Source organism: Catalinimonas alkaloidigena (assembly GCF_029504655.1).
Lineage (GTDB): Bacteria > Bacteroidota > Bacteroidia > Cytophagales > Cyclobacteriaceae > Catalinimonas > Catalinimonas alkaloidigena.
In genome coordinates, this window is record NZ_JAQFIL010000001.1 from 6,846,977 (window position 1) to 6,873,075 (window position 26,099).

A 26,099-nucleotide genomic window follows, 5' to 3' on the forward strand; every position below is an offset into this window, starting at 1 on the left:
GTTTTACGTGCTAAACTAATTGACGTAGGCGGAGAGCTAAAATTCGTAAAACAATGATTAAATTAAGATCAGGAGCATTTGTAAACTATAAAGGGTTACAATGTAAACTCATATCTAGTAATCCCTTTAAGATATCAAGTCTAGATAAACGATGTTTAGAACTCGGATTTGAACAGTATCCAAATAAACAGGTTTATTTCAAATATATTGAAAGGAATGAAGTATTGTCTGCTTTTCACCTTATCACGAAAGCTAAATATCAAGGCGATGTTTATCAATTAACAGAAAATAGGGTAGTATCCAACGAAGATAAAGTTACTCTGTTTTTAGATAATCTAGACTTTGCAGCCTATGATAAATTTGGCTTTAATTATCGGGATGATAATGCTAATATTTCAGTAAAAGTAAGCCTGTTAGAAGAGATTTGGGAAGAAAGAGAACCATTATTAAATTTTTCTTTTGAGGTAGATCAAATACAATACTTGAAAAAAAGCAATTAAGAATATATCTCTATACTCTTCATTAAGCTTTTATAAAAAGCCGGTCTGTAAACGATTTTATAGGAGTGGTCTGGTGTTTTACTAATTACATTTGTCTCCTTTTCTCAAACGCGGTAGGTAGATTATTATTAAAACTGAAGGTATGCAGTCAGATATTGACCACACTTTTACAGACTTGTAAAATGAAAGTATTAAATGAGCTAGTAAGAAACAATTGGGATTTTATTCTCTATAAAACTGATGAAGGATTTATTATAAATGTAGTATTTTATTCTAGTGCTGTAAATTTCTCTAGAAGTTTTCGAGTTAGCGAAGAAGAAACTAACCAAGATTTTGAAGGTCTCAAGCAATTATCAGAACAAATAAGAAGCAATTATGAAGTATTTAAAGACCGAGAAATTGTTCCAGCAATAAAGATGTAAAAATATAAGTTTGCTCTCTTCCTGATACATTATGTCTCCTTCTCAAAACCATCCCTTCCATATCAGGTTGGTTAGGTAAACCAATAGCAAACTATTTTTTAAACTTCTACGCATGTCATCTTCTTCCGAAAGCTATAGCTTTCCCCGCAAAGTATTAGTCGCTACGGCGATCATCAGTGCGGTAGTATTGCTCATTTTATTCCTGGGCGCTATCTTTCGTGTCATACTCATCATCATCGCCGCCATTTTAGTCGCCGCCTTTTTCAGGGGCATAGGCCGCTGGATCGCGAATCGTACGCCCCTTTCCCGAGGATGGGCGGTACTTATCTCGGTCATTGGCTTCTTTGTACTGCTGGGCGGCATAGGCTGGACGCTTAGCCCTTACATTTCTCAGCAGTTTCAGGAACTGAGCCAGCAGCTTCCTAATTCGGTGCAGGATGCTAAGCAACAGTTTGAGCAAAGGCCGGTGGGCAAGCAGGTCATTCAATACATTGAGCGCAACGACATTCAGGAAAAGCTGAAGGGCAATTCGGGCAAATTCTTCTCAGCAGTCTTTGGGGTATTCGGTGTACTGGGAGATATCTACATCATTCTGTTTATGGGCTTTCTGATCACCGCCGGTCCCAAGCCTTATCAGCATGGTATCATCCACCTGGTTCCTAAATCCAGCCGAAAAAGAGCCAAGGAAGTGCTGGATACGCTGGGCGTAACTTTGCGTAGCTGGCTGGCGGGTAAGCTACTGTCCATGCTGATCGTAGCGGTATTTACCTGGCTGGGCTTATGGCTGGTGGGTGTTCCGCTGGCGCTTATCCTGGGCATCATTGCCGGTATTCTGGCTTTTGTACCTAACTTCGGACCGCTGATCGCTCTACTGCTGGGCGTAATGGTGGCCGCTCCGCTGGGCATGCATAAAATGCTGCTTACGGCAGTGGTATATATCGTCGCCCAGATTGTAGAGAGTAATTTCCTCACGCCTATGATACAGCGTCACCAGGTTTCACTGCCGATGGCGATGGTACTGGTTGCTCAACTGGTGCTGGGCGTATTTGCTGGTATACTGGGGCTGGTACTGGCCACACCCCTCTTTGCTTTGGTAATGGTAACAGTAAAAATGCTATATGTAGAGGATGTTTTGGGAGATACGGAAACACTGCTGGAACCGGAAAAACGAATGCAGAACAAAGGAGAATAGTTGTTTCTTTGAAATGTATTTTCCCGAAAGAAAATTGGTTAATGAAGAAGAAAATGCTCCAAACAGGCACATTGTGCTACTGATAGTATGTTCAAAATTTATTCTATCTCTTTTTTTTCTAAACTACCATGATGTTATTGCCTATTGATATTTTATATGCTTAAAATGGACTTTTCACTTCAGTAGGTTAACTTTAGGATAAATAGTAGTAGCCTAAATTACAAAGCATGCCAGCTCTTTGCTTTTTCATAAAGGTGAAAAAGATTTAGATTAACGGATTTCCAGATCATTGGAAAAATTTTAGCTTTGAATATTTATACTAATATACAATATGCAATCAACCAATTTTCGTTTCAAAGCATTGGAAAAGACCCTGGACAGAAAGCCTGTTCCAGTGAAATTACCGTCTGACAAAATCTCTGAGTATTTCGGCCAGAATGTGTTCGACAGAGAAACCATGCGCCGGGTGCTATCTGCCGACATCTATGAATCGCTGATCATGGCGATTGAAAAGGGGGCCAGAATTGAAACTCACGTAGCCGATGCGGTAGCCTCAGCCATGAAATCCTGGGCTATCTCCCGGGGGGTAACGCATTATACCCACTGGTTTCAGCCTTTGACCGGCGCCACTGCCGAAAAGCACGATTCTTTCTTTGAGCCTGACATCCAGGGCCGGCATATGGAAAAGTTTAAAGGCTCTGCTCTTGTGCAGCAGGAGCCCGATGCTTCTTCCTTCCCCAGTGGTGGCTTACGCAATACCTTTGAGGCACGCGGCTATACCGCCTGGGATCCTACTTCTCCGGCTTTTATCATGGAGAACGGCAGTGCCAAAACGCTCTGTATCCCCACCATCTTCGTTTCCTATACCGGAGAAGCCCTTGACTATAAGACGCCTTTGCTCAAGGCAATGGCTTTTGTTGACGAAGCTGCAACCACCATATGTCAGGATTACTTCGATAAAAATGTTACACACGTAAAGGCTTCTTTAGGTATTGAGCAGGAGTATTTTCTGGTTGACAGAGCACTTTTCCGGGTACGCCCTGACCTGGTACTCTCCGGCAGAACCGTTTTTGGCCATTCATCTGCTAAAGGACAGCAGTTAGAAGACCATTACTTTGGCTCCATCCCTACCCGGGCACATAACTTTATGGTAGACCTGGAGGTAGAAGCGCATAAGCTGGGAATACCTATTCGTACCCGCCACAATGAAGTCGCTCCCCGCCAGTTTGAGTGCGCCCCCATGTTTGAAGAAATCAACCTGGCGGTAGACCATAACCAGTTGTTAATGGACCTTATGGAGAAGGTCGCTGAAAGGCATGAGCTTAAGGTACTGCTGCACGAAAAGCCCTTCGCTGGTATTAATGGAAGCGGAAAACACAATAACTGGTCACTGATCACCAGCACTGGCAAAAATCTGCTGGCACCCAGTTCCAAGACAGAGGATAATCTGCAGTTTCTGGCTTTCTTCATCAATACGATTAAAGCAGTACATGAGCATAATGGCCTATTGAGAGCCTCTATTTCCTCCGCCGGTAATGACCACCGTCTGGGTGCTAACGAAGCCCCTCCGGCCATCGTATCTGTATTCCTGGGCTCTCAGCTTAGCGCTGTGCTGGATGAGCTGGAAAATAACGCTACCGTAGAAGCTGGCAAAGGAGGAAATGTGTTTATGCAGCTGGGTATTGACAAAATTCCACCCATACTGCTGGATAATACTGACCGTAACCGTACTTCACCATTTGCCTTTACTGGTAATAAGTTTGAGTTCAGAGCAGTAGGTTCATCTGCCAATAGTGCTTCTGCCATGACGGTGCTAAACACCATCGTAGCAGACCAGCTTCTGAAATTCAAGAAAGATGTAGATGCTTTGATAGATAAGGGAGAGAAAAAGGAGATTGCCCTGGTCAATGTATTACGTCGCTATATCAAAGAATCCAAAGATATTCGCTTTGAAGGGAATGGTTACAGTGAAGAGTGGAAGCAGGAAGCTGAAAAAAGAGGCTTATCCAATATTACCAATAGTGCTGAAGCCTTGGACGAATACCTTACCGAGAAGTCCAAGAAGCTTTTTGTAGATAACAATATCTATACTGAAGCAGAGTTGGAAGCACGCCTGGAAATTATGTGGGAGCACTATATTATGAAGGTGCAGATAGAATCCCGCGTCATGGGTGACCTTGCACTTAACCACATTATCCCAGCTACACTACGTTATCAGAATGAGTTAATCTCTGCCCTCAGCGACATGAAGAGCCTGGGGCTGGACCATGAAAATACGGTAGGTTTTCAGACTGTCAATGAGATTACCTCTCATCTGAATATTGTAAAGAGCAAAGTGCATGAGATGATTGAGGCACGTAAGAAAGCCAATAAGGTAGAAGATAACAGGGAGCGTGCTGTCATGTACAAAAATATCAAGGAAGGTTTCTTTGACGAGATCCGCTACCACGTAGATAAACTGGAGTTTTTAGTGGATGATGCCGTATGGCCCTTGGCAAAATATAGAGAGCTGTTGTTCTAGTGTAGACAATAGTAAGTATGAAGACTCATTTACATTAAACTAAAAACTGGTTTCAGTCTTCAAGACTGAAGCGAGTATCTTGCTACAAAGCAATGATTTAAACTAATAGTGTCACCTTACTTAAATTATTTAAAAGCCTTCATTCTAAATGGAGGCTTTTTTAAATTCAACACTTATTCTTTTTTCCAAAAATATTTTTCAACGCTTAGCAATCAATCTTTGTGGATTTACGTTTGCTAGAGAAATATATGGCACCTATGTACGGCATATCATCGGTTGGTTTTCTCAAACAGGCTTTCTCTTCCAAGAGAAATGGTTATGGCTTGACTTACCGTTTGCTTGCGCTTTTACTGGTGAGCATCGTGCTGATATTTTCTGTATTTTTTATCCCACACAAAGGTTTAGGGTTTAAAACACAGCAGGAGCAGGAAGAAATTTTGCAGATCACTCCTACACTCTCTGCCAGCGAAGCCATCTTGTTTGAGAGTTTTACCACCATGACATTTGCTGTCTACTTTTTTCTATACAGCATTTATTGGTTTTATCATCAGCATACTACCCTTACTTATGCCCTTAAGGAAAGTCTTTCCGTACTGACTTATCTGCGTAATCCTTTTTATGTTTTTATCTCTATAAACGCGCCATAGCGCTTTCTCTTTCTCATTTCACATACAATTACAATTGCATAATCAGCCGCATGAGTGTGCTGTATGCTTTTATTATTATTCACTAATATTCTTTATTAAGATGAAAGAGAAAAAAATCCTTAAAACAGAAGAGGAAGAGTACGAAGATCAGGTAAACTGGATGGTAGTACTGCCCATTTTATTTATTCTTCTGGCGGCTATCATTTATGCCTTCACCTTCTGATAGCACAAAGCCTTCTTCGGAAGGCTTTACTTTTTTATAAGTCTGTAGTAGGTTTCTGATTCATTGGCTTATTACCCTAAAATACATGATGATGCAACCCAGAATAACAATAAAATACTGCACACAATGCCGCTGGCTGTTAAGAGCCGCCTGGATGGCGCAGGAACTTCTCACTACCTTTGAGACCGATCTGGGAGAGGTGGCTCTACTACCCGCTACCGGAGGCATATTTGAGGTAAGCCTGGATGGCGAACTGATTTATTCCCGCAAAGCAGAGGGGCGTTTTCCTGAATCCAAAGAACTGAAGCAGCTCATCAGAGACCGCATTGATCCTGGTAGAGACTTAGGGCATAGCGACCGCAAATAATGCAATAGCCATAGAAAGCGCTTGGCACTTCATGGGATAAATACTGGAGTTCCGGGCATTTACAGCTATTTTCGCAGGATGAATGAGTTTGCCAAGAAGTACTTTAATCCCATACTGTTTTTGTCTACTGTGCTGGGCTTTATCCTGCCTCAACCGGGTGAGCTTTCAGGTCCGATGATACTGGCTGTGCTTTGTTTTATCATTTTTGCCTCTTCTTTCAAAGTAGATTTCTCACCGGATTTTTTCCGGGCACAGACGAAAACTGTGGTTGGCTTTTATATCATCCGCTTTATACTCCTGCCGCTGCTGCTGTTTTGGATTGTACAGCCGCTCTCGCCTTTTTATGCCACTGCTTTATTTTTGTTGTGCATATTGCCCTGTGGCGTTACCTCCCCTGCCTTTAGCAATGTGTTTAAAGGCAACATTACCCTGGCGCTGGCTTTACTTATTTTGAGCAGTTCGCTCACTCCCTTGGTGCTTCCCTCTCTGAGCAGCCTGCTTATGGCAGAGACGCTGAAAGTAGATCAGTTCAGGCTGTTTGCTACCCTTTTTATTACGGTTATCTTTCCTTATTTGGCACATTTGCCTGTACGACGACATCAGAGGATCAGCCGATGGATGCGCAACCATGATTCTTTTATTTCTATTTTCGGTATAGCAGTTATTTTTGCCTTAGCCATAGCCGAATACCGGCCGGTATTACTGACTGATACAGCCCAAATCGTTCCTTATTTCATCATTAACCTGCTGGCTTTTCTTTTTCTCTATGTGTTTGGCTATGGCATCTTTTTTAGAGCAAACAATGCAAACAAAGTAGCCTTACTCTTTAGCTCCGGAGCTAATAATGTAGCTTTGGGAGTGGTCGTTAGTTTTTTATACTTCCCTCCCGAAATGGGCGTGTTCTTTGTTGTGAGCGAAATCGTATGGGTGCTGGTATTGATCCCTGTGCGTAAGCTCATGCTCAAGCTGGCAGGAGGATAAAAACAAATTCGTAATTCACTGATTTTCAATAAAATACAATTAATCGTTCCTGAACATTTTGGACTAAGTGTATGTTCTTATTGAGTATTTTTTTACTTATGCATACACTCCAGCCAAAAATTATTTACTACACGCCAGATGCGCTAAACGAACGGGGCAAGCTGATATTACAGCGATAATTCTCAGGCAGCCACTCAGGCCGTCAAGCAGCACAATCGCCTGCCTGATTCGGCTACGGCCCATTACAAAGCCAAGTCCGATATCTTGGTGGTGGGTACACTAAAAACCCTCAAATGTAAGTGGAGCGGACGAAGTGCTGACTACATCGCACCCAGCTTAGCCAATGGTTGCTTTGGCGCGTGTGCTTATTGTTATGTTGATCGCCACAAAGCGATAAACCCGATTTCTCTATTCACCAATGTAGAAGAAATATTTGAGCATGTAGATGAACATGCAATGTCTCTTCCGTGGCCCAAAACCTCCAGTCAAACGGATGATGTGTACTATACCTATGACATTGGCTGTAACTCAGACGTGTCGGTGGATGCTACCCTCTCCGATAGTATCCAGTACGCTATCCGTTTTTTCCGTGATCATCCTCGCGCTAAAGGTACTTTCGCTACTAAGTTTGTCAACAAAGATTTACTTCAGTATGACCCACAGGGTAAGACTCGCATCAGGTTCAGTCTGATGCCTGCATATGCAAGCAAGCGGGTAGATGTACGAACTGACCCTATTGAAAAACGTATTCAGGCGATTGAAGATTTCTGGCGTGCTGGTTACGAGGTGCATTTAAACTTTTCACCCATCATCGTATATGGAGGAAAGCAGTGGCGCAATGATTATCAGAAGCTGTTTGAGCAACTTGATCGCAAATTATCCCCTAAGGTGAAGGATCAGATGCAGTGTGAAGTGATTTTTCTGACACATAACCGTATACAGCACGAAACGAATTTAGGTATTAACCCAAAAGCTGAAGCTTTGATATGGACACCTGAGCTGCAAGAAGACAAGCGCAGCCAGATGGGTGGGTATAACATTCGCTACAAACATCAGATGAAGTCCAGGATGATAGATATTTTTGAACAGATCCATGCTGAGACAATCCCCTGGTGTAACATCAGATATATTTTTTAAACATCTGGCTTAACTGCAAAGGCATTATCATAAGCAAAAAATAAAGTGTCAGATTAGCTTTTTAGTAGATGGGAAATCAACTGCACTGGTTAACCCCATACAATCATCATTACGCCTTAAAGCAAACTGTAAAGGTGGTCCCTCTTTCTGGCTCACTTTCCACAGATATATTTCCGCCATTGTTTTCCACAATTCGCTTGATCATATATAAGCCTACTCCTGTACCTTCTACATGGGTATGGATGCGGGTAAACATCTGGAAGAGTTTGTTCTGCTGCCTTTTGTCCAGGCCTAAACCATTATCTTCCACAGTGAGACAGATTTTATTTTCTTTGGTATGGGTACCGATTTTGATAAGCGGCTTCCTTTTAGGAGCAGCATATTTTACTGCATTGGAGAAAAGGTTATAAAGCACGCTGCGCAGGTGCTTAGGAGGATAATAAATATGGCTTCGCTGAAAATCTGTATGTACTTCCGCGCCGGTTTTTTCAATCATATGTTTCAGGTCGTGGTATACTTCTTCGTACATTTCCTGAAAAGACACTTCTTCAATGTTTTCTTTTTCTTTCTGAAGCTTAGCAATTTCCGAAAGCTCGTTGATGGTTTTTTCCAGCCTGTCGATAGACTGCTTCATCATATTTAAGATGGCTGTGGGCGTATCCTCTTCTTCCTTCGCCTCCAGTTCTTCCTGCAATAAACTCAGCAGGCTGGCCAGGTTGAGGATAGGGGTGCGCAAATCATGTGAAGCGGTATATACAAAATTATCCAGGTCTACGTTAATCCGGGTCAGTTCTTTATTTCTTTCATGTAGCTGCTTTTGTATCCACACCAGCTCTTCCAGGTAGTTTTTTTCATCATGAATGTCAGTTGCCGTTCCGTACCACATTAAGATATTATCTTGATGGTCTTTGAGCGGTAGGGCACGTGACTGCATCCATCGATATATACCATCTTTTCCTGCTATTCTGTGCTCTATATGATAGTTTTCACCTGTTTCTACACTTTTGTTCCAGGCTTCCAGCGTGCGCTCACGATCCTCAGGGTGAGGGCTCATTTTCCATAGGCCCTTTGCTCCTTCCTCCTGAGAAATACCTGTAAACTTAAACCATTGCTTATTGTAAAACACTACCTCCCCATCGGGCAACGCTTTCCAGACAATGTGGGGGATGAAATCTATTAAAAACTCAAACTCTTCTACTTTTTCTTTGACAGCCTGTTCAAGAAGTTTTCTTTTGTGGATATTGGTAGCCGTTCCCATCCACTTAATGATTTCCCCTTTGTTATCTCGCATCGGAATACTACGCCCCAGATGCCATAGGTACTCACCATCTTTATTTCGGAGGCGATACTCTACTTCATAGGTTTTGCCGGTTTGTAGGCTTTCAACCCACTTTTGTAAGGCCTTTGGCAAATCGTCGGGGTGAACCATTTTCTCCCAGCCAGCCCCCATCATTTGCTCAAAAGTCAGCCCTGTATACGTCAGGAAACGATTGTTTACGTAATCATTCTTTCCATCGGGTTTTGAGCTCCATACTTTTTGGGGGATAACCTCGGCCAGTAGTACAATTTCATTCATGTCTTTTATCTCCTGCTCTGCCATTATCCTCTCTGTCTGGTTACGGATTACCTGTACAGCTCCGCTGACTTTTCCCTCTTGATCATAGATAGGATTGAAGGTATACTCATAATATACCGGGTATCCTTCAAGATGATGATACATTCTCGTGACGGTAAAGGAGTCACCGCTAAGGGCATTCCCCCATAAGGACAAGGCATCCTCCAGGTATTCGGGGTGATTTTTGACAACCTGGTGCATTTTCATGCCCTGGGCTACCTCAACTCCAAAAAGCTTATGAATTTCTTTCCGATAAGCATCATTGAACAGCGTAAAATTATAGTTACTGTCAATTGCTCCTATCAGATCGGAGGTACTGTTAATGATGCTTTTCAGCATATTGTGTGATGCCTGAAGCTTTTGGTACTCTAGCTCTTTGACTTCCTGCTCATACTTCTGGGCAGTAATATCACGACCTTCAGGTAATATCCATATTACATTTCCATGAGTATCAAAAATGGGCTCAAGAGAAAAATCAACTGTTATTCTTTTATCCTTTTCTCCCCTCACTTCTACTTCATACCTAATAAGCTTACCTGAGGCTGCATTTGCTATGGCATGCTTTAACTGCTCCTGTACCTCTTCGGAATAATTCCACCAGTAAGTTTCCCAAACAGGTTTACCAATCACATCATCGGCTTCTAGTCCGGCAAAGAAGAGGGCTGTCTGGTTTACCTCCACCACAATACCTTCAGGAGAAAGTAATCCTATAAATTGATAAACAGCGTTAATCTGAATCTCAGATATTTTCTCACTGTTTTCCAACTGTCTTGATTCCATATAGTGCAAATTTTACCAAATGCAGCTTTCAATTTACTGATTATAATAATGGTTTTAAAAGGAGAGTTATCTTGTTGAGATAGTAAACACCAGCTCAAATATGTAGGTCTTCATCAGAAATGATAATTTTCTCCTTACGAAAATCTCATTTGGCTTTACAAAAGTACGATCAAATTTTATTTAACCACTGAGCAATATGACCTAATATGAGTAACCACTAACTTTTAGCGTACTGCTAATTTTTCTATTCTTTTGGCATACAACAAATTTAGAGCCGTTTCACTGGCTAATGGCTTCTCCGTCGTAAATGGACGCACCACTTTTGCCACTTGTAAAACCATATAGCCAGACAAGCACAGGAGGTTTTTCTTCCGAGGACTTTGCATCTGTCCAGACATTCTCCATTATGGTAGCCTCTGTTATACTAAAAAGGAATTTCAAATTCATCGTTTACTTATGCAGTGTTTGCAATCGGACGAACTGATTCGTAAGCCGCAGCGCTGTGAACACCTCCTCAGATTTCCGCTTTTGGCAGACATAAAGCGCTCTGCCTGCTCATAAAAAATTCATTTAAAATATAGGTACCATTGAGAGATTATCCTCTTACTTTCTTTATTACAATTGGTATCGAGATGGAGTAGTCTATTCCGGTTTTGCTCTGGATATCAGTTTTATCATTGCGCTGTCTCAGCACCAGGTCAAACAGGGACTAAGAGAACAATCTGTAACAATAATAAGTTTTTTTGTTTCATAGGTATTAATTGTTGTAACAGGAAATATTTAAATTTTTTATGAAATAGCTGCTATGGTATAGCTACACCATTTTCCTTAAATATTTCATGCGCAAATAGAATGTGATAAGGCAAAGCATTTTGCCAGTACTCCCAGCTGTGACTGCCGGGACGCTCAGTATATTCGTGAGGCACCTGCTCAGTTAGTAACTTTTGATGCAGGTCACGGTTGGTATCAATCAGAAAATCATCTACACCGCAATCAAATTTCAACTTTACATCATTATCTTTCATCTGATCGATCATACCTACCACAGTATAATTGGAATAAGGTAGATCAGAGGCTTCTGCAGGCCCCAACAGTTTGGCAAAATTTTTAGCCCGTAGTTGGGCAAATTCCTCCGGTACCTTCCAGGTAGCAGTATTGATATTCATTACTCCACTCATGCTTCCAGCAGCACAATACAGCCTGGGGTGACGAGCAGCAATAAAGAAAGCACCATGCCCTCCCATTGACAAACCAGCAATCGCTCTGCCTTTCCGGTCTTTTACAGTACGGTAGGTGCTGTCTATTTTTTCTACTACTTCTTGTGAGATAAAGGTTTCATACTGACTGACTTGATCCAGAGGGCTGTCAAAATAATAGCTGGTAGCTCCTCCATCTGGTGTGACGATAATGATATTATACTGATCGGCCATGCGATGCAATAGTTTTTTATCTGGCGTCTTATGATGCCAATCGCGATAACTGCCAGTACCTCCGTGCAGTAGATATAAGACCGGATATGCTCTGTTCACTTGATCATAACTGTCTGGTACCACCACCGCTGTTTTGATTTTTCTCTGCATCCTCTTGCTGTCTACCTCTAAGGTATCCACACTTGCCCCCAGACAGATAGTGCCTAGCATCAGCATGAGGACAATAATAAAAAATTGAAAAATCTTCATCTTGGGTGATTTTTACTTAATGATATAAATTAGTGCTTAACATGTCAAAAGTACATATCGGTAAATTTATCTCAGGGCATGCTAAAAAAGGAAACAGGCACAAAAGATAACAATATTGAAGCTCAACTGAGCTAACTCTCAGTCGACCTTGGGCTGTATCATTTTAGGCTTTCATTCCGGACAGGCAGCTCAAAGTTTTATTGCTCCGCTAGCAAGGTACGCAGAAATGGCGGATCAAGCTTAAAAGTTGTGGGGTAAGTTGTTAGGGTATAATTTAGCCGTCAAAAAGAATCATTGGATAAAGCTATCATTTCTTTGTTTCTACCGGATGGGATGCTTGACTATTTTGAAGTTACTTCAGTAGAAAAGACAGAAGAGAGCTACACTATTAGTTTAGCAGAGAAGAACCAGCATCCGGAGGAATATGCAGGTGAGAACCTCATCTCCAAAGGCTATTTTGCAGAAATTACTGTAAAAGATTTTCCCATACGCGGTAAAGCCTGCTATCTGAAAGTAAAACGCAGAAGGTGGTGGAATGAAGATACAGGAAAGGTAGTTTTTAGAAACTGGGAATTGGTGGCTCAGGGCACGCGAATGACTATGGAATTCGCGTCTTTTTTAAAAGCATTGCATCGATACCACACCGGTAAGCTGTAAAAGCTTAGGCAACTACTTCCATATAAACGGCAAGTTATTAGAAGAGCAATATGCTGCTCATTTGAGTGACTACAGGCATTGGGATCAGTTAGAGCATGCCGAGGATTATGTTGTTTTTCCTGAGAATGTTGGTGAATATATCACTATTGATGAAACAGCAGTTTCACAGGGTGAACTTTACACAGTGATCACCAACAAAGCGGCCAGGGGGAATAAAGGCTGCCTTATTGCAATGATCAAGGGTACTAACAGTGAACGAGTAAAGTCTATCCTGCTTAGAAAGATCCCATTAGAAAAAAGGAGGCTGGTCAAAGAAGTCACCTTAGACATGGCGGCCATTCCATGGGGGCCAGTATGGAACAGATCGTGACTAAGACATTTACCAAAGCTGTTTTAGTCACCGATCGTTTTCATGTGCAAAAACTGGCTTATGAAGCAGTTCAGGAAATGAGGATAGCTTATCGCTGGGAAGCTATTGAGCAAGAGAACCAAGAAATGGAATTGAGCAAAGAAGTAGGCAGAACCTTCGTTGCCAACAGGTTAGAAAATGGTGATACTCCTAAACAACTACTGGTCAGGAGCAGGTACCTGCTCTTCAAGGACAAAAGCAAATGGACGTCTTCCCAAGTCCACAGGGCAGAAATCCTGTTCAAACTCTATCCACAGCTTGAGCAAGCTTATGAATTAGCTCAAAAGCTAGGACATATATACCAAAACACTAAAGAGAAAGGTGTCGCTTTCACCAGACTGGCCAGATGGTATGATCAGGTAGAAAAAGCTGGCTTTAAATCTTTCAATACAGTCTCTAGAACCATTCAGCAACACTATAAAACTATCTTAAACTTCTTTGATAGAAGAAGTACTAATGCTGCTGCTGAATCTTTCAATGCCAAAATCAAAGCTTTCAGGTCACAGTTCAGAGGGGTGAGAAACATTAGCTTCTTCCTCTACAGACTTTCCAAAATCTATGCTTAGTACTACTGTCCCCCAGATTTGTTGCTTGATCCGAAATGGGGATTTGATCTTGGAATGAGTATAAGGCTATGCTGAAAGGAAATAAAAAAGCCAATCTTCAGTGAAGATTGGCTTTGGTGGGTCCTGTAGGATTCGAACCTACGACCCCCTGCTTGTAAGGCAGGTGCTCTAAACCAACTGAGCTAAGAACCCATTATTTATCCTTCTGAAAACGTACTTTTCCAAAAGGTCCTGCAAAGGTAATAGTCATTTTTGGAAATACAAGTACTCGCTGATTACTTTTTTATTTTTTTACACTAAACTTTTTCTGTACTTCTGGTGTAAGGTTTTAAACATAATAAGCTGCACCATAATTAATATTGCGTATCATATTTGAACATAGCTTTCCGTTATGTTTATAAACCACTTACTGCTTTGATCCGAAAGTTATTTCTTGTACTTTTTTTCAGCTTTACGCTTCTCTTGGCAGGCGCTAGCCTGCTGACACATCTTTTTCAGGATCAGCTAGTTAAGCATTTTGTTACGCAGGCCAATCAGCTATTGGCGACCCCTGTAAAAGTAGAAAATATACGGCTCTCGCTCTGGGAAAAATTTCCTCAAATAGCGATCTCACTCGAGGATGTAAAAATTATGGGGAGTGCGCCCCAAAAGACTAGCTCCGAAACGGATAGCCTCTTGGCTCAGGCAGAGCAGTTAGACTTTACTTTTAACCTTTGGCACTTCATTCAGGGAGAGTATGTCATAGACAAAGTGTATTTGACAAATAGCGAAGTGATGTTGGCCATCCATGAAGACGGAGAGAACAATTACAGCATATTCAAAAAGAGAGAAACTACCACTACCGAACAAAGTAATACCGCCCCCCTTCAGTTTCAGTTACAAAAAGTTTATCTGAAAAATGTCATGGTGAGCTATGAAGATTTACTGTTGCGGCAACACCATAAATTGTTGGCGCAGGGGGCAGAGGCCGAACTTAAAGTGGTAGGTGAGCAGTATGATATTGCCCTTGAAGGAGACTTGATGAGTCATTTTATCCGTATCGGTTCTGACGCATATTTTCAGGATAAGTCGCTACAAATCGCCACCCAGCTATACTATGATTTTGCTAACCGACATCTGACAATTGACACTACGCGTATCGCTGTGGGCTCTGGTAATTTTCTGCTGCATGGACTGGTTGATCAGGCAAACGATAATTTTGTGGATCTTAAAATTCATGGGGAGCATACGGATTTACAGACACTTTTATCCCTGCTTCCTGAGTCAAGGATAAAACAATGGCGTGCATACCGGAGTGAGGGTGACGCTTACTTTGAAGGGCTTGTCAAGGGGAAGGTAAGCCGCACAGAGGACCCGTTGGTAGAGTTACAATTTGGTGCACATCACGCTTCCTTTTACCATCCCGACTATCAGAAGAGAATGGAAAATATCAGTCTTGAAGGCAGTTTTACCAATGGGAATGGTCATAGTTTTCGCACCTCTCAGCTGGACTTACAAAACATTCAAGGACAACTGGATGGCCGGCCCATTAGCGGAAGTCTGACAGTAAGCAATTTTGAGGATTACTTTCTTCGTTGCCAGGTCAAGACCCATATGGATATCAATTCGTTCTTCGCATTTTATCCTGTTAAGGAAATAAAAGCCGCCCGGGGTGAAGTGGATGCCGATTTTGAGATCAGTGGCTGGCTTAAAGACCTGAAAGGAGAAAGTCGTAATTACTGGCAGCGCATCAAAAGCAACGGAGATATCAGCTTACACCACATTGATTTACGCTGGCAAGCTGATAGGCTACCGATACAAAAGCTGAACGGCAACCTCATGTTTAAGGGAAATGACTTATCTATTAGTGATATGGAAGGCTATGTGGGTAATAGCCATATGGTGCTTAATGGTATGCTACGCAATGCTTTTGCCTATCTGCTGTCCGACACACAGCCTGTTCACATTGAAGCAGACCTGTATTCACGGCAAATTGACATGGATGAAATGCTTTCCGGTCAGACTTTATCCAATTCCAATTCTGCCAATTGGCAGGAAGTTACGGACAAACAGCCTTACCGCTTCGAAATAGATCCTAAACTCCAGCTTGCTTTTGACTGCCATGTGAAAAAAATTAAGTTCAGAAGATTCAGGGGCAGAAACCTGAAAGGCAAACTGGAAGTAGATAATCAGATTGCTAAGCTTAAACAGTCTTCCATACAAACGGCTGGGGGTATAGTCACTGCTCAAGCGAATGTCAACGCCCGCCGACCCGATCTCATCACCATACATGCTAACACAGCTTTTGAGCATTTAAGGCCGGATAGCATCTTTTATACTTTTGAAGATTTTGGGCAAAGTTTTCTCACCACCCGACATCTGGAAGGGAAAATATATGCTGATGTAGACTGGAAAATGACTTTTGACCACCATTTGCAACTAGACTATCCTTCTTTGAAAGTTGATATTCTGGCGACCATAAGGGAAGGAAAGCTAAATAATTTTGAGCCCATGCAGAAACTTGCTCGCTTTGTGGAAGAAGAAAGCCTTTCTCGCCTTCGCTTTGCAGAACTGAACAACCACATTCGTATCCATGATCAGAAAATTTTTATTCCGCGTATGCAGGTGAACTCCAACATTTCTGAAATCTGGATAGAGGGGGTACATACTTTTGACAACCATATAGACTACCGTTTTGAAGTACCCATGAAAACATTCAGCATCCGCAGAGCTGCGGCAAGAGAAAAAGCTAAAGCCCGTGAGCAAAAGTTTGGAGAGATTCTGGAAGATGATGCCGCACCACTTCAGCTTTTCCTGAAAGCAGAGGGCACTGTAGATGACTATAAGATCAGTTATGACATGCAGGCTGCCAAAACCAAATTCAAAGATAACCTGCAAAACGAAAAGGAAGAGTTAAAACAAACCATTCACAACAAAGGGACCCAACCCAAGTACCAGCTGGAACTGGATGAAGATGAGTATTTTGACTTTGAGGATAAGCAGTCATCTTCCAACAGAAAGCCCTGATTAGTTAGTATTTTATATCTTGCGCCCCATGCGTAAAATTTGTCTATTTGCCCTTCTTTTTTTTTATACTACTGCTGTACAGGCACAATCATTAAGCGGACTTGCTGATAATATCATAGATTTTTTCTCTGGTACCACGGAGCCTGATTCGGGAGCTTATCCGGTCAGTTGGGTAATTGCTCCACTCCTGGCCTATTCCCCTGAGACCAGCGTTCAGTTTGGTTTAGGCAGCGTGATTTTATTTAAAATGAAAAACGCCCTGCCTGAAGACCGTACGTCCTCCCTCTTTTTTTCGGCCCGTTATACGCTTAACCAGCAGGTTACGGCTTCACCTACCTACGCTGTTTTCAGCCGAGGTGAAAAGTACGTCCATAAAGGGAAGCTGGATTTTCGGAAATTTCCCCTCTTTTATTATGGTATTGGTAATGACACACCTGAGTCAAATGAAGAGCTCTACAAGATTAATACGCTTAGTATGGAGCATTTAACTTATCGTAATGTAACAGGCAAGCTTTACGCCGGAGCAGGCATTCGTTTCCAGCGGACTTATGCTCTGGGTTTGGAGGAAGGGGGGCTTTTGGCTACCGAACAGCCTATAGGAAGTAAAGCTTATACTGCTGCCGGACTCAATTTTGGATTGCTGTTCGACAACCGCAATAACCTGATGAGTACCACTACCGGAGTTCTGGCAGAGTTTAAGCACCAGGTCCATCGCTCCTGGCTGGGCAGTGATTTTGAGTACTCTCTGAGTAAACTTGATCTTCGTACCTATTGGTCACCGTTTCAAAAAAGAAACGATATACTGGCATGGCAGCTTTATGCTTATATCAGCGGAGGAGACGTTCCCTTTAATGAACTGGCTCCATTGGGCGGGGATATGATCATGCGGGGATATTACCAGGGCCGCTACCTGGATGAGAAGTTTATAGCCACGCAGGCCGAATATCGCATGGCAGTATGGAAAAAGCTCAGTGCCGTTGCCTTTGTGGGAGTTGGAGATGTTTCTCCTCAGCTCAATAGCTTTAGGTTTAAAGAACTTAAATATTCACTGGGAGGGGGCGTACGTTATTCCGTTTTACTGGATGAAAACCTGAACGTACGCTTTGACTATGCCTTCGGAAAGGATACGCAAAACTTTTATATCAACATCTCAGAAGCATTCTGACAAACCTATCCGAAGATTTTACCTAACAGACCTTTAGATTTTGGTTCTGGCATTCGCATGTCTTCATCCGGCTTTAGTACTCTCCACACTTCACTCCAGCCAGGAAAACCACCCAGGTTACGGTCGTCAATGTAAATATCAGCTACTATTTTAGGGCTATCCTCAGGATCCAGGACTTCTCCGGGATAATTACTATTAACAGCATAAAACTCTATACCATTTTCCCGGCAAAACTCCACAGCTTCTTCCAGGCTTTTTCCCCTCCTACAAGTCCACAATATGAGCTTATGCCGGTCTTTATGTAGGGCTTTGAGCGTCTCGAAAGCAAACAACTGGGGTTTGCCTATTTTTGGGTATGCATCTTCTACGACGGTTCCGTCAAAATCTACCGCTATTATCATATAAATATTTTACTTTATACCAGAGCAAAAATAGAGCTAAAGAAGGTATTCAACATTTTGTTCGGCATCGTTTAACCGAAATTGGCTTTTAACAAAAAAGGCTTAAAGCCTATTTTTTTTGCGTATAAATTTAATCTTTTTAATACAAATCTATGAATAAATCAAGTTTAAAAAAACTTACCCTTCTCCATTACTTCAGCTTAACGTGATTTAATCTTTCTTAGTTTGCCTGTAAACAAAAAGCGAGCCTTGTGATACAATTTTACACCGGATAAAATAAGCTCATATACTTAAGCCAATGTAATATCTTTGTCCAGATATACATCCTGAATCGTTTGCAATATTTCAACCCCTTCTTTGAAAGGTCGCTGAAAGGCTTTGCGCCCCATGATTAACCCTAAGCCTCCTGCCCTTTTATTGACTACCGCAGTAGTTACTGCGTCTTTAGTATCGGATGATCCGGACGAAGCACCACCGGAATTGATAAGGCCAATCTTTCCCATATAGCAGTTTGCCACCATATAGCGGGTAAGGTCTATGGGATGATCAGTACTCAGCTTTTCGTACATATCAGGATGAGTTTTACCAAAATTAAGCGCTTTGAAGCCTTCATTATTTTCCGGTAACTTTTGTTTGATGAGGTCAGCCTGAATCGTGACCCCAATATGACAGGCCTGGCTGCTTACATCCGTAGCATTATGGTAATCTGTTCCATCTTCTTTGAAGGCATTGTTACGTGTATAGCACCAAAGAATGGTACCCATACCTAATTCATGAGCATATTCAAAAGCTTCTGAGACCTCCTGAATCTGCCGGTTTGACTCTTCTGATCCAAAATAAATGGTAGCACCTACCGCTACGGCTCCCAGGTTCCAGGCATCTCTTACCGAGCCAAACTTGATCTGGTCATACTTGTTAGGATAGGTCAGCAGCTCATTATGGTTGATTTTTACGATGAAAGGAATTTTGTGGGCGTACTTACGGGCGTTTTGAGCTAGTACGCCAAAAGTTGTAGCTACCGCATTGCAGCCTCCTTCCATCGCGAGTTTGAGGATATTTTCACCATCAAAATACAAGGGATTGGGTGAGAACGAAGCACCTGCGGTATGCTCTATCCCCTGGTCAACCGGCAGGATGGAAATATAGCCTGAACCTCCTAATCTGCCATGGTCAAACATTTGTTGTAAACTCCGCAGCACCTGTGGCGAACGATTGGAAAGCCCGAAGCTCTCATCTACGTAGTTAGGTGTAGGCTGACGAATGTTTTCTTTCGGGAAGGTTTGGGAAGTATGATTGAGTAAAGCATCAGCATCTTTCCCCAGATATTGCATAATTTTTTCGCTTGGCATAGTCTCTGAATTTTAGTTTAAAAAGATCAGTCTTAGCACTGTATAGTATCGACTAATTTGCGAAGAACTTGTTCATTAAAAACAAATCACTATTTTTGAACAAACGTTCAATCATCTTAATATGGCTACCAGAGATCATATAATAGCTACCGCATTAGACCTTTTTAGCAAAAATGGATATGAAAATACTTCAATCCGGCAAATCGCCCGAGTGGCGGATATTTCCCTGGGCCTAATGTATAATTACTTTAAAAGTAAAGATGCACTGCTTGAAGTAATCCTGCTGGAAGGCCTTCAGGATGTTAAAATTTCTTTTACTTTTCCCAGAGATGCTGAAGAGCCTTTGAAAACTTTGGTTAAAAATGTTTTCCAGGTACTTCATCAAAAAAAGCAGCATTGGCGGCTTATTCATAGCCTTCGCATGCAGCAAACTACCATGCAGAAGTTTGAAGCCGAACAGGAAGAAATTAAAAGTTATATTCTGACCGAACTCAGCATGATACTAGAAAAGTTAGGCTACGCGCAACCTATGCCGGAAGCTATTCTCTTATACGCCACCATAGATGGTTTAGCCGCTCATTATTTGCTTAACGAAAAGTACCCCCTTCACAAAATGGCTGCGCTCCTACTGGAAAAGTATAAATCACCTCAGCATGAACGATAGTTGGGTAGACCGAGAGGGTTACCCTTTTCATTCTCAGTATTTTAATACCGGAAACGGCTGTCTGCATTATGTGGATGAGGGTAAAGGAGATGTGATTCTCTTTGTGCATGGTACGCCGGTCTGGTCTTATGTTTATCGCAAACTGCTTAAAGACTTGTCAACACGCCACCGCTGCATTGCTGTAGACCACCTTGGTTTTGGCCTCTCCGACAGGCCGCCGAATGCTGACTATACACCAGCAGCACATGCCCAAAGACTGGATAGTCTGATTGAATATCTAAAACTCAAATCCTTTACACTGGTAGTCCATGATTTTGGCGGACCTATTGGATTGAGCTATTTACTCAAACACTCAGCGCATGTAAAAAAGGTAATCTTATTCAATACCTGGATGTGGTCGTTAAATGATTATCCTGAATTTGTAAGAGCAGGAAAGATTGCCGCTAGCATTTTGGGGAAATGGCTTTACAAGTACTTTAATTTCTCTCCACGAGTATTGATCAGGCAAGCTTTTTATGACAAATCCAGGCTGAGCAAATCAACCCACCAGCAATACATACGGGCTTTTCCGGACTCAAAATCCCGCTCCGGGCCTCTAGCTTTTGCCAAAGGTCTATTGGGCAGCAGCGAATGGTTTACCCAGCTTTGGGAGAAAAAGCAAATCCTCAAAGAAAAACCTATAATGATAGTTTGGGGTAATAAAGATCCGTTGTTGAGCACTGTATTGCTAAAGCGCTGGAGAGAATATTTTACTGATGCTAAAATCGTTGAAATAGAAAGCGGACATTTCGTGCAGGAGGAGAAACCGCTGGAGGTCTTACAGTATATCCATCAATTTTTAAAAGAATGACTAGTCCTAAAATAGGTTGTCACTTTTTAGTGTTAAAATTAAGACCACTGGAGATATTCTTCAGTGGCATTTTGATGTACAAATTCAGGTGTTTGATACCCTAAACTTAAGTGTGGTCTTTCATGATTATACGTTTTTATGGATTCGTCTATGACTTGGGAGAGTTCATTGAAGGTGTTACACTTATGAAGTAAGAACTCATCTTTTAAAATTCCATTCACTCTTTCAGCCAGTGCGTTCTGATAACAATCATATCCTTCTGTCATTGAGGATATCATTTTGTTTTTTCGTAGTTCCTTCTGGTATACTTCTGAGCAATACTGTAGCCCCCTGTCTGAATGGTGGATAGTATTCTGATCACTCATTTTGTTACTGACAGCCTTTTGAAGAGCTTTTACTACATTTTCACTACTCATGTCCTTGCTGAGATGATACCCCATAATTTTTCTTGAATAGACGTCGGTGACCAGCGATAAGTAATGTATCCCTTCCGATGACTTCACATAGGTTATATCACTGACAAAACAACGCTCCGGCTTGATAAACACCTTGTCCTGATACAAGTTAGGGTATTTTTTGAGCCAATGTTTGGAGTCAGTGGTTTTGGTATACTTCTTCCTGGGTTTTATCAACAAACGCTCTTGGCGCAAGTAAGAAAACAGCCCATCTCTACCAATCTTGACGCCCATAGTATCAAACGCACCGGAAAGCAAGTAGTACAGTTTCCTGGTACCTATGCGAGGCATACGTCTACGCGTATCAACTACTAATTCTTTTACCTTCAGCAGTACTGATGTACGTCGGGTATATCGTCTCTCTCCCTGATAGATAGCCTGACGGCTTACCCCGAACAAACTACAAGAGGATGCCAGGCTTACTTGGCGCTCTTGCTGGAGTTCTCTTGTTGCCCGGGGGAAAACTTTTTTCGGATCGCCGTCCCATATTCTTTATCAGAGATGTCGATCATCCTATTCAGAATCAGGTTTCTGGCCTTCTCATCGGCCAGCTCCTTCTCTAAACGCTTAATCTTCTGGGCAGGAGTTTCTTTGGATTTAGGCATAGGATGCATGTTGTGTGAAGGTTTACTCCAATCTAGCTTCCCATGCTTTCTTAACCAAACTAAAACTGTACTCCTTCCCTGAATACCATATCTCTGCTGGGCTTGTTTATAGCTCAGTTCGCCTTTTTCTACCTGATCTAATACCGATAATTTAAAGCCCAGTGTATAGTCCCGTTGCGTGCGCTTTTTTTGAGATTCTTCTGCATTTTGATGTCTTTTCATAAATAAGTCAAGCTTCTGTCAACTTATTTTAGGACGAGACAGAAGAGTAAAAAAAGCCCTTCCAAACTTTGAGCATTCGGAAGGACTGAGATTATTTACAGATCTGTCAGATTTCGAAAATCTGGCAGATCTACTATCATCTATATGCTCTTGGCTTAATTGTTGGCGTTTATTCAAATAATTCCTGCACCGGCTGCCCATCGGCCCCATCGGGCAAGGCTATGTTGAGTAGCATTGAAAGCGTAGGAGCAATATCGGTAATCCGATGGTACTGCACACTTTCTCCCTCCTTAATCCCCCAGCCGTAAAACAGCATAGGCACATGCGTATCATAATTATAGCCCGTACCATGAGAAGTGCCCTGCATTCGGCTGCTATTCAAAAAGCCTGGTTCTATGGTAAACAGCACATCTCCGGAACGTTGAAAATTATAGCCCATCTGAAGTAATTTTCGCTGTCCGCGGGTATATTCAAATTTACGCATGCTAGTAGCGGTATAGGTTTCTTTAATCCCCTTAAAATCCATGAGACAATCGGCTACAAAATCCTGTATTTCTTCCAAATCCACTCCTTTTTCTTCAATCAGCTGATGGTCAAGAAGAAGCTGGCTGCTGGCGTGCTCAATCCACTTACCTTCCCCATACTTTTGTATAAGTTTCTGCTGAATGATATTACCAATTTTTGAAATCTCCAGGTATCCACCAGGCATATTTGCATCTACCAGCAGCTTGGGAACATCCACTACGGCATGGTCAGCGGTAAGGAATACCAGGTAATTGCCTTCTCCCACCTGCTCATCCAGGCTATTCAGCAGGTCAGCCAGATCACGATCCAGCCTGAGGTAAGTATCTTCCAACTCAATGGACTGAGCTCCAAAAGCATGTCCTATGTAGTCGGTAGAAGAAAAGCTGACCGCCAGAAAATCAGTTTCTCCTCCTTGTCCTAAAGATTCTGCTTCCAACGCTGCTTTAGCAAAATCTATCACCAAAGTGTTGCCAAAGGGTGTAGAGCTCAACAAACCATAGCCCTTAGCATTTTTATTAAGTGCTTTCAGATCATAAGGAAAAACTGCTGCTCTATCATCTGAGAATCTCACCTCATATTCACTCTCATCTTCACTACTGGCTGTATATTCCTCTATCGGCAAAAGTGTATTCCAGGTCTGGCTCAAATATTTTGAAGGGAGTTTCTGCTTGTTAAACTGCTTGACCCAGTGCGGGAGCTCTTCCATATAGAATGTGGATGTCATCATTTCTCCAGTGCTTCCATCGTACCAGTAGGCGGCATCAGCCCTGTGACCGGCAGGTAAGGCGGATCCGCGATCTTTAATAGAAATGCCAATCACCTTGCTCCTGCCCTGCGTAGTCATTTTAAGCTGATCGGTAATGGTACTGCTCAGCATATTCCGTGGAGAGATCTGACCGGCACTCTCTGAGCCTCCCACGGCCAAGACGGTAGTATCTTCAGCACAATATACAGATCGCTTCAGTTCGCGGCTGTACCAGTCATTGGCAATAATACCATGGGTAGCCGGGGTAGTACCTGTATACACAGAAGCATGGCCGGGACCGGTATAGGTAGGAATATAATTATAATGGGCATTACGTGCCATAAAACCCTGGTTCATCAAACGCTTGAACCCATCTTCACCAAACTTATCATAAAATCGCAGTAGATATTCCTGGCGCATCTGGTCTACCACTATGCCGACCACCAGTTTTGGTCGCTCGGAAGGGTCAGTATTGGGGGAGGCGGAGGCTGTGAATAAGCTGAAGCAGGCCAGTGCCCACAGCAGCATCATTTTTTTTAACATTTTATTCAGTATTTCAATTCAACAAAAAAGATAGCTTAGAAATTTACATGCCTATAACAAGAATGATGAAGACATGATTTTCAAACGGTCAAATATCTCATTCTTTTCTGCAGATTCCATTGAAAAGCTGAAAAAGCCGTGTATTAACACAGAAATTTTGTGCTAGACCGGCCAGGGAACTACCTGCGTTCGCTCTGCCCATTGCTGCCACACGCCTGAAAGCTCTTCCACTAACTCAGGGTGCTCAACGGCCAGATTATGCGTTTCACTTCGGTCTGCCTGCATGTCATAGAGTTCCCAGTCACCTTCTCTGCCCCTGGCAACCAGTTTCCATTTACCCTTGCGCACTGCACGATTGCCTTCGTGTTCAAAATAAATGGCTTCCCTTTGCAGGGTATCTCCTGCAAAAGCGGGAAGAAGACTTACTCCTTCCATAGGATGGATATTTTCATCGGCGTAAGTTTCAGGATAATCAGCCCGTGCTGCGTCTACACAACTTGCCATGATATCTATCAGATGACCCGCTTCGGACCTCCACGCTCCTCTGTCGCCAATACCTGAGGGCCAATGCACAATGAGTGGCGTTGAGATACCTCCCTCATGTACATAATGTTTATAGAGGCGGAAGGGGGTATTGGAGGCATTGGCCCAGGGTACGCCATAGCTCTGGTAGGTCTCTTCCGGCCCGGGCATCACATCCCGGTGCTCGTTGCCAAATACTACTTCCTCACCATTTCTGCTTTTGTCAGGCCGAAAAAGCGGTTTTCCCCACCCTTCGGATAATTCCTCAGCGCAACCCCCATTGTCTGCCAGAAAAAATATCAAGGTGTTCTTCAGTTTCCCTTGTTCTTCCAATGCTTCTACGATTCTTCCGATTCCCTGATCCATACGATCTACCTGCGCGGCATAGGCTTCCATCCGACGGCTTTGCCATGCTTTATCTTCAGCCTCTTCCCAGGCAGGCACGCGCTCATCTCTCTGAGTAAGTGTCCAATCTGATTTTATCAGTCCCATTTCCCGCATGCGGGCTAAGCGCTCCTGCCTAAGGCTATCCCAACCGATGTCGTAGCGCCCTTCATAGCGGGCAATGTCTTCGGGTAGGGCATGCAAAGGCCAGTGAGGAGCAGTATAGGCTATGTAGCCAAAGAAAGGTTGGTCCTCTTTTTCATGTTCTTTGATAAACTGTATGGCTTTGCTGCTGATTGCATCGGTATAATAATAATCTTCTGTATTTGGGTTGGTGGGCTCGTTACCTTCAGTAAGTGTAATAGGATCATAAAAACTTCCTGCTCCGGTAATGGTTCCGTAGAATTTCTCAAAGCCCCTTTGCATGGGCCAGTTGTGTTTTGATGTCAGCGAACTATCTCCACTCCATTGGCCTACCTGCCTGGTAACATGCCATTTGCCACTCATAAAAGTAGCATAGCCCGATGCCCTCAGTACTTCCGCAATAGTTACACTTTGGCGATTAAGGTCTCCTCTGTAACCATTGGTTCCCCTGTCATCCATCATATGACCTATACCTGCCTGGTGCGGATATAAGCCGGTCATGAGGCTGGCCCGGGTAGGGCAGCAGCGGGATGTATTATAAAACTGTGAAAAACGTAATCCATTAGCAGCCAGCTGATTTAAATTGGGAGTATTGACCTCTCCTCCGTAACAGCCGATATCTGAATATCCCATATCGTCGGCCATAATGAGGAGAATATTAGGCCGCTGGTCTGCTGCTGTAGTGTTTTCTTCCTGAGTGGATGGAGATGAATCGCAGGAGCTAAGCAGGTAATGGCTGATCATGAATATCCCTGCTAAGAGGCTTTGCCGGAAAAATCTGATATGCATAGGTTGTGTATTTTGCTTTATCGCTTATTCACAA

General features: G+C 42.6%; 24 protein-coding genes and 1 tRNA gene. 16 read left to right on the top strand and 9 right to left on the bottom strand.

Translation table 11 applies throughout. The features are described 5' to 3' along the window. Positions 1 to 53 precede the first annotated feature (53 nt). The 9 genes from OKW21_RS27710 to OKW21_RS27750 all read left to right on the top strand — a co-directional run bounded on the left by OKW21_RS27710 (position 54) and on the right by OKW21_RS27750 (position 7,990). Positions 54 to 500: a hypothetical protein gene (locus OKW21_RS27710; RefSeq protein ID WP_277486092.1), complete on the top strand. Its 447-nt coding sequence runs from the start codon at positions 54 to 56 to the stop codon at positions 498 to 500. A gap of 182 nt (positions 501 to 682) precedes the next feature. Continuing rightward, the gene (locus OKW21_RS27715; RefSeq protein ID WP_277486094.1) at positions 683 to 922 is read left to right on the top strand and encodes a hypothetical protein; all 240 of its coding nucleotides are present in this window, start codon (positions 683 to 685) and stop codon (positions 920 to 922) included. 112 nt (positions 923 to 1,034) lie between these two features. Continuing rightward, positions 1,035 to 2,114, top strand: coding sequence for an AI-2E family transporter (locus tag OKW21_RS27720; protein WP_277486095.1), 1,080 nt, complete (start codon positions 1,035 to 1,037; stop codon positions 2,112 to 2,114). A 331-nt stretch (positions 2,115 to 2,445) separates the two neighbouring features. Further along, on the top strand, positions 2,446 to 4,635 hold the full coding sequence (locus OKW21_RS27725) for a glutamine synthetase III family protein (protein ID WP_277486097.1): 2,190 nt from the start codon (positions 2,446 to 2,448) through the stop codon (positions 4,633 to 4,635). Positions 4,636 to 4,856: 221 nt separating this feature from the next. Continuing rightward, complete coding sequence (locus tag OKW21_RS27730; RefSeq protein ID WP_277486099.1) at positions 4,857 to 5,282, top strand: hypothetical protein; 426 nt, start codon at positions 4,857 to 4,859, stop codon at positions 5,280 to 5,282. Between the two features lie 100 nt (positions 5,283 to 5,382). Next, positions 5,383 to 5,505, top strand: coding sequence for a hypothetical protein (locus tag OKW21_RS27735; RefSeq protein ID WP_277486101.1), 123 nt, complete (start codon positions 5,383 to 5,385; stop codon positions 5,503 to 5,505). An 85-nt stretch (positions 5,506 to 5,590) separates the two neighbouring features. Then, on the top strand, positions 5,591 to 5,872 hold the full coding sequence (locus tag OKW21_RS27740) for an Rdx family protein (RefSeq protein ID WP_277486102.1): 282 nt from the start codon (positions 5,591 to 5,593) through the stop codon (positions 5,870 to 5,872). 21 nt (positions 5,873 to 5,893) lie between these two features. Beyond that, positions 5,894 to 6,853, top strand: a complete 960-nt coding sequence (locus OKW21_RS27745; RefSeq protein ID WP_277486104.1) for a hypothetical protein — start codon at positions 5,894 to 5,896, stop codon at positions 6,851 to 6,853. Positions 6,854 to 7,072: 219 nt separating this feature from the next. Further along, positions 7,073 to 7,990: a spore photoproduct lyase family protein gene (locus OKW21_RS27750; RefSeq protein ID WP_277487814.1), complete on the top strand. Its 918-nt coding sequence runs from the start codon at positions 7,073 to 7,075 to the stop codon at positions 7,988 to 7,990. A 109-nt stretch (positions 7,991 to 8,099) separates the two neighbouring features. Here the strand turns inward: OKW21_RS27750 and OKW21_RS27755 are convergent, their stop codons facing one another. From OKW21_RS27755 to OKW21_RS27765, 3 genes are all read right to left on the bottom strand, one after another. Continuing rightward, positions 8,100 to 10,385: a PAS domain-containing sensor histidine kinase gene (locus tag OKW21_RS27755; protein WP_277486106.1), complete on the bottom strand. Its 2,286-nt coding sequence runs from the start codon at positions 10,383 to 10,385 to the stop codon at positions 8,100 to 8,102. A gap of 279 nt (positions 10,386 to 10,664) precedes the next feature. Beyond that, complete coding sequence (locus OKW21_RS27760; RefSeq protein ID WP_277486108.1) at positions 10,665 to 10,832, bottom strand: hypothetical protein; 168 nt, start codon at positions 10,830 to 10,832, stop codon at positions 10,665 to 10,667. A 356-nt stretch (positions 10,833 to 11,188) separates the two neighbouring features. Then, positions 11,189 to 12,064: an alpha/beta hydrolase gene (locus tag OKW21_RS27765; RefSeq protein WP_277486109.1), complete on the bottom strand. Its 876-nt coding sequence runs from the start codon at positions 12,062 to 12,064 to the stop codon at positions 11,189 to 11,191. A gap of 294 nt (positions 12,065 to 12,358) precedes the next feature. Here OKW21_RS27765 and OKW21_RS27770 point away from each other — a divergent pair, with 294 nt between their 5' ends. The 3 genes from OKW21_RS27770 to OKW21_RS27775 all read left to right on the top strand — a co-directional run bounded on the left by OKW21_RS27770 (position 12,359) and on the right by OKW21_RS27775 (position 13,696). After that, positions 12,359 to 12,721 (top strand): ISAon1 family transposase N-terminal region protein, encoded by a 363-nt coding sequence (locus OKW21_RS27770; protein WP_277476278.1) that lies wholly within the window; start codon positions 12,359 to 12,361, stop codon positions 12,719 to 12,721. Positions 12,722 to 12,782: 61 nt separating this feature from the next. Then, on the top strand, positions 12,783 to 13,091 hold the full coding sequence (locus OKW21_RS32825; RefSeq protein ID WP_420870092.1) for a transposase: 309 nt from the start codon (positions 12,783 to 12,785) through the stop codon (positions 13,089 to 13,091). Beyond that, positions 13,064 to 13,696, top strand: a complete 633-nt coding sequence (locus OKW21_RS27775) for an ISAon1 family transposase (RefSeq protein ID WP_420870093.1) — start codon at positions 13,064 to 13,066, stop codon at positions 13,694 to 13,696. Before OKW21_RS32825 ends, OKW21_RS27775 begins: the two co-directional genes overlap by 28 nt. A gap of 114 nt (positions 13,697 to 13,810) precedes the next feature. Here OKW21_RS27775 and OKW21_RS27780 read toward each other — a convergent pair. After that, positions 13,811 to 13,888, bottom strand: a tRNA-Val gene (locus tag OKW21_RS27780). Positions 13,889 to 14,110: 222 nt separating this feature from the next. Between OKW21_RS27780 and OKW21_RS27785 the strand changes: the two genes are divergently transcribed. Together OKW21_RS27785 and OKW21_RS27790 are read left to right on the top strand one after the other, a co-directional pair. Then, positions 14,111 to 16,702, top strand: coding sequence for an AsmA-like C-terminal region-containing protein (locus OKW21_RS27785; RefSeq protein ID WP_277486110.1), 2,592 nt, complete (start codon positions 14,111 to 14,113; stop codon positions 16,700 to 16,702). Between the two features lie 28 nt (positions 16,703 to 16,730). Continuing rightward, entirely contained in the window at positions 16,731 to 17,867 is a 1,137-nt protein-coding gene (locus OKW21_RS27790) for a BamA/TamA family outer membrane protein (RefSeq protein WP_277486113.1), read from the top strand. Between the two features lie 5 nt (positions 17,868 to 17,872). On the opposite strand, the gene OKW21_RS27795 is transcribed toward OKW21_RS27790, so the two are convergent. Both OKW21_RS27795 and OKW21_RS27800 read right to left on the bottom strand, forming a co-directional pair. Next, on the bottom strand, positions 17,873 to 18,268 hold the full coding sequence (locus tag OKW21_RS27795; protein ID WP_277486115.1) for a BT0820 family HAD-type phosphatase: 396 nt from the start codon (positions 18,266 to 18,268) through the stop codon (positions 17,873 to 17,875). A 290-nt stretch (positions 18,269 to 18,558) separates the two neighbouring features. Beyond that, positions 18,559 to 19,617, bottom strand: coding sequence for a class I fructose-bisphosphate aldolase (locus OKW21_RS27800; RefSeq protein WP_277486119.1), 1,059 nt, complete (start codon positions 19,615 to 19,617; stop codon positions 18,559 to 18,561). A gap of 121 nt (positions 19,618 to 19,738) precedes the next feature. Between OKW21_RS27800 and OKW21_RS27805 the strand changes: the two genes are divergently transcribed. Together OKW21_RS27805 and OKW21_RS27810 are read left to right on the top strand one after the other, a co-directional pair. Then, positions 19,739 to 20,281, top strand: coding sequence for a TetR/AcrR family transcriptional regulator (locus OKW21_RS27805; RefSeq protein WP_277486121.1), 543 nt, complete (start codon positions 19,739 to 19,741; stop codon positions 20,279 to 20,281). Then, a complete protein-coding gene (locus OKW21_RS27810; protein ID WP_277486123.1) occupies positions 20,271 to 21,131 on the top strand; it encodes an alpha/beta fold hydrolase in 861 nt (286 codons plus the stop codon). Before OKW21_RS27805 ends, OKW21_RS27810 begins: the two co-directional genes overlap by 11 nt. A 38-nt stretch (positions 21,132 to 21,169) precedes the next feature. Here the strand turns inward: OKW21_RS27810 and OKW21_RS27815 are convergent. The 3 genes from OKW21_RS27815 to OKW21_RS27825 all read right to left on the bottom strand — a co-directional run bounded on the left by OKW21_RS27815 (position 21,170) and on the right by OKW21_RS27825 (position 26,065). Continuing rightward, positions 21,170 to 22,413, bottom strand: a protein-coding gene (locus tag OKW21_RS27815) for an IS3 family transposase (protein WP_420870126.1) whose coding sequence is annotated in 2 segments (ribosomal slippage) — positions 21,170 to 22,050 and positions 22,050 to 22,413 — 1,245 coding nt in all. Because the reading frame shifts where the segments join, the coding sequence is not laid out codon by codon here. A gap of 169 nt (positions 22,414 to 22,582) precedes the next feature. Next, a complete protein-coding gene (gene pafA / locus OKW21_RS27820; RefSeq protein ID WP_277486126.1) occupies positions 22,583 to 24,214 on the bottom strand; it encodes an alkaline phosphatase PafA in 1,632 nt (543 codons plus the stop codon). Between the two features lie 174 nt (positions 24,215 to 24,388). After that, positions 24,389 to 26,065 carry an arylsulfatase gene (locus OKW21_RS27825; protein ID WP_277486129.1) on the bottom strand — a complete coding sequence of 559 codons (1,677 nt, stop codon included), beginning with the start codon at positions 26,063 to 26,065 and terminating at the stop codon, positions 24,389 to 24,391. Positions 26,066 to 26,099: the final 34 nt, after the last annotated feature.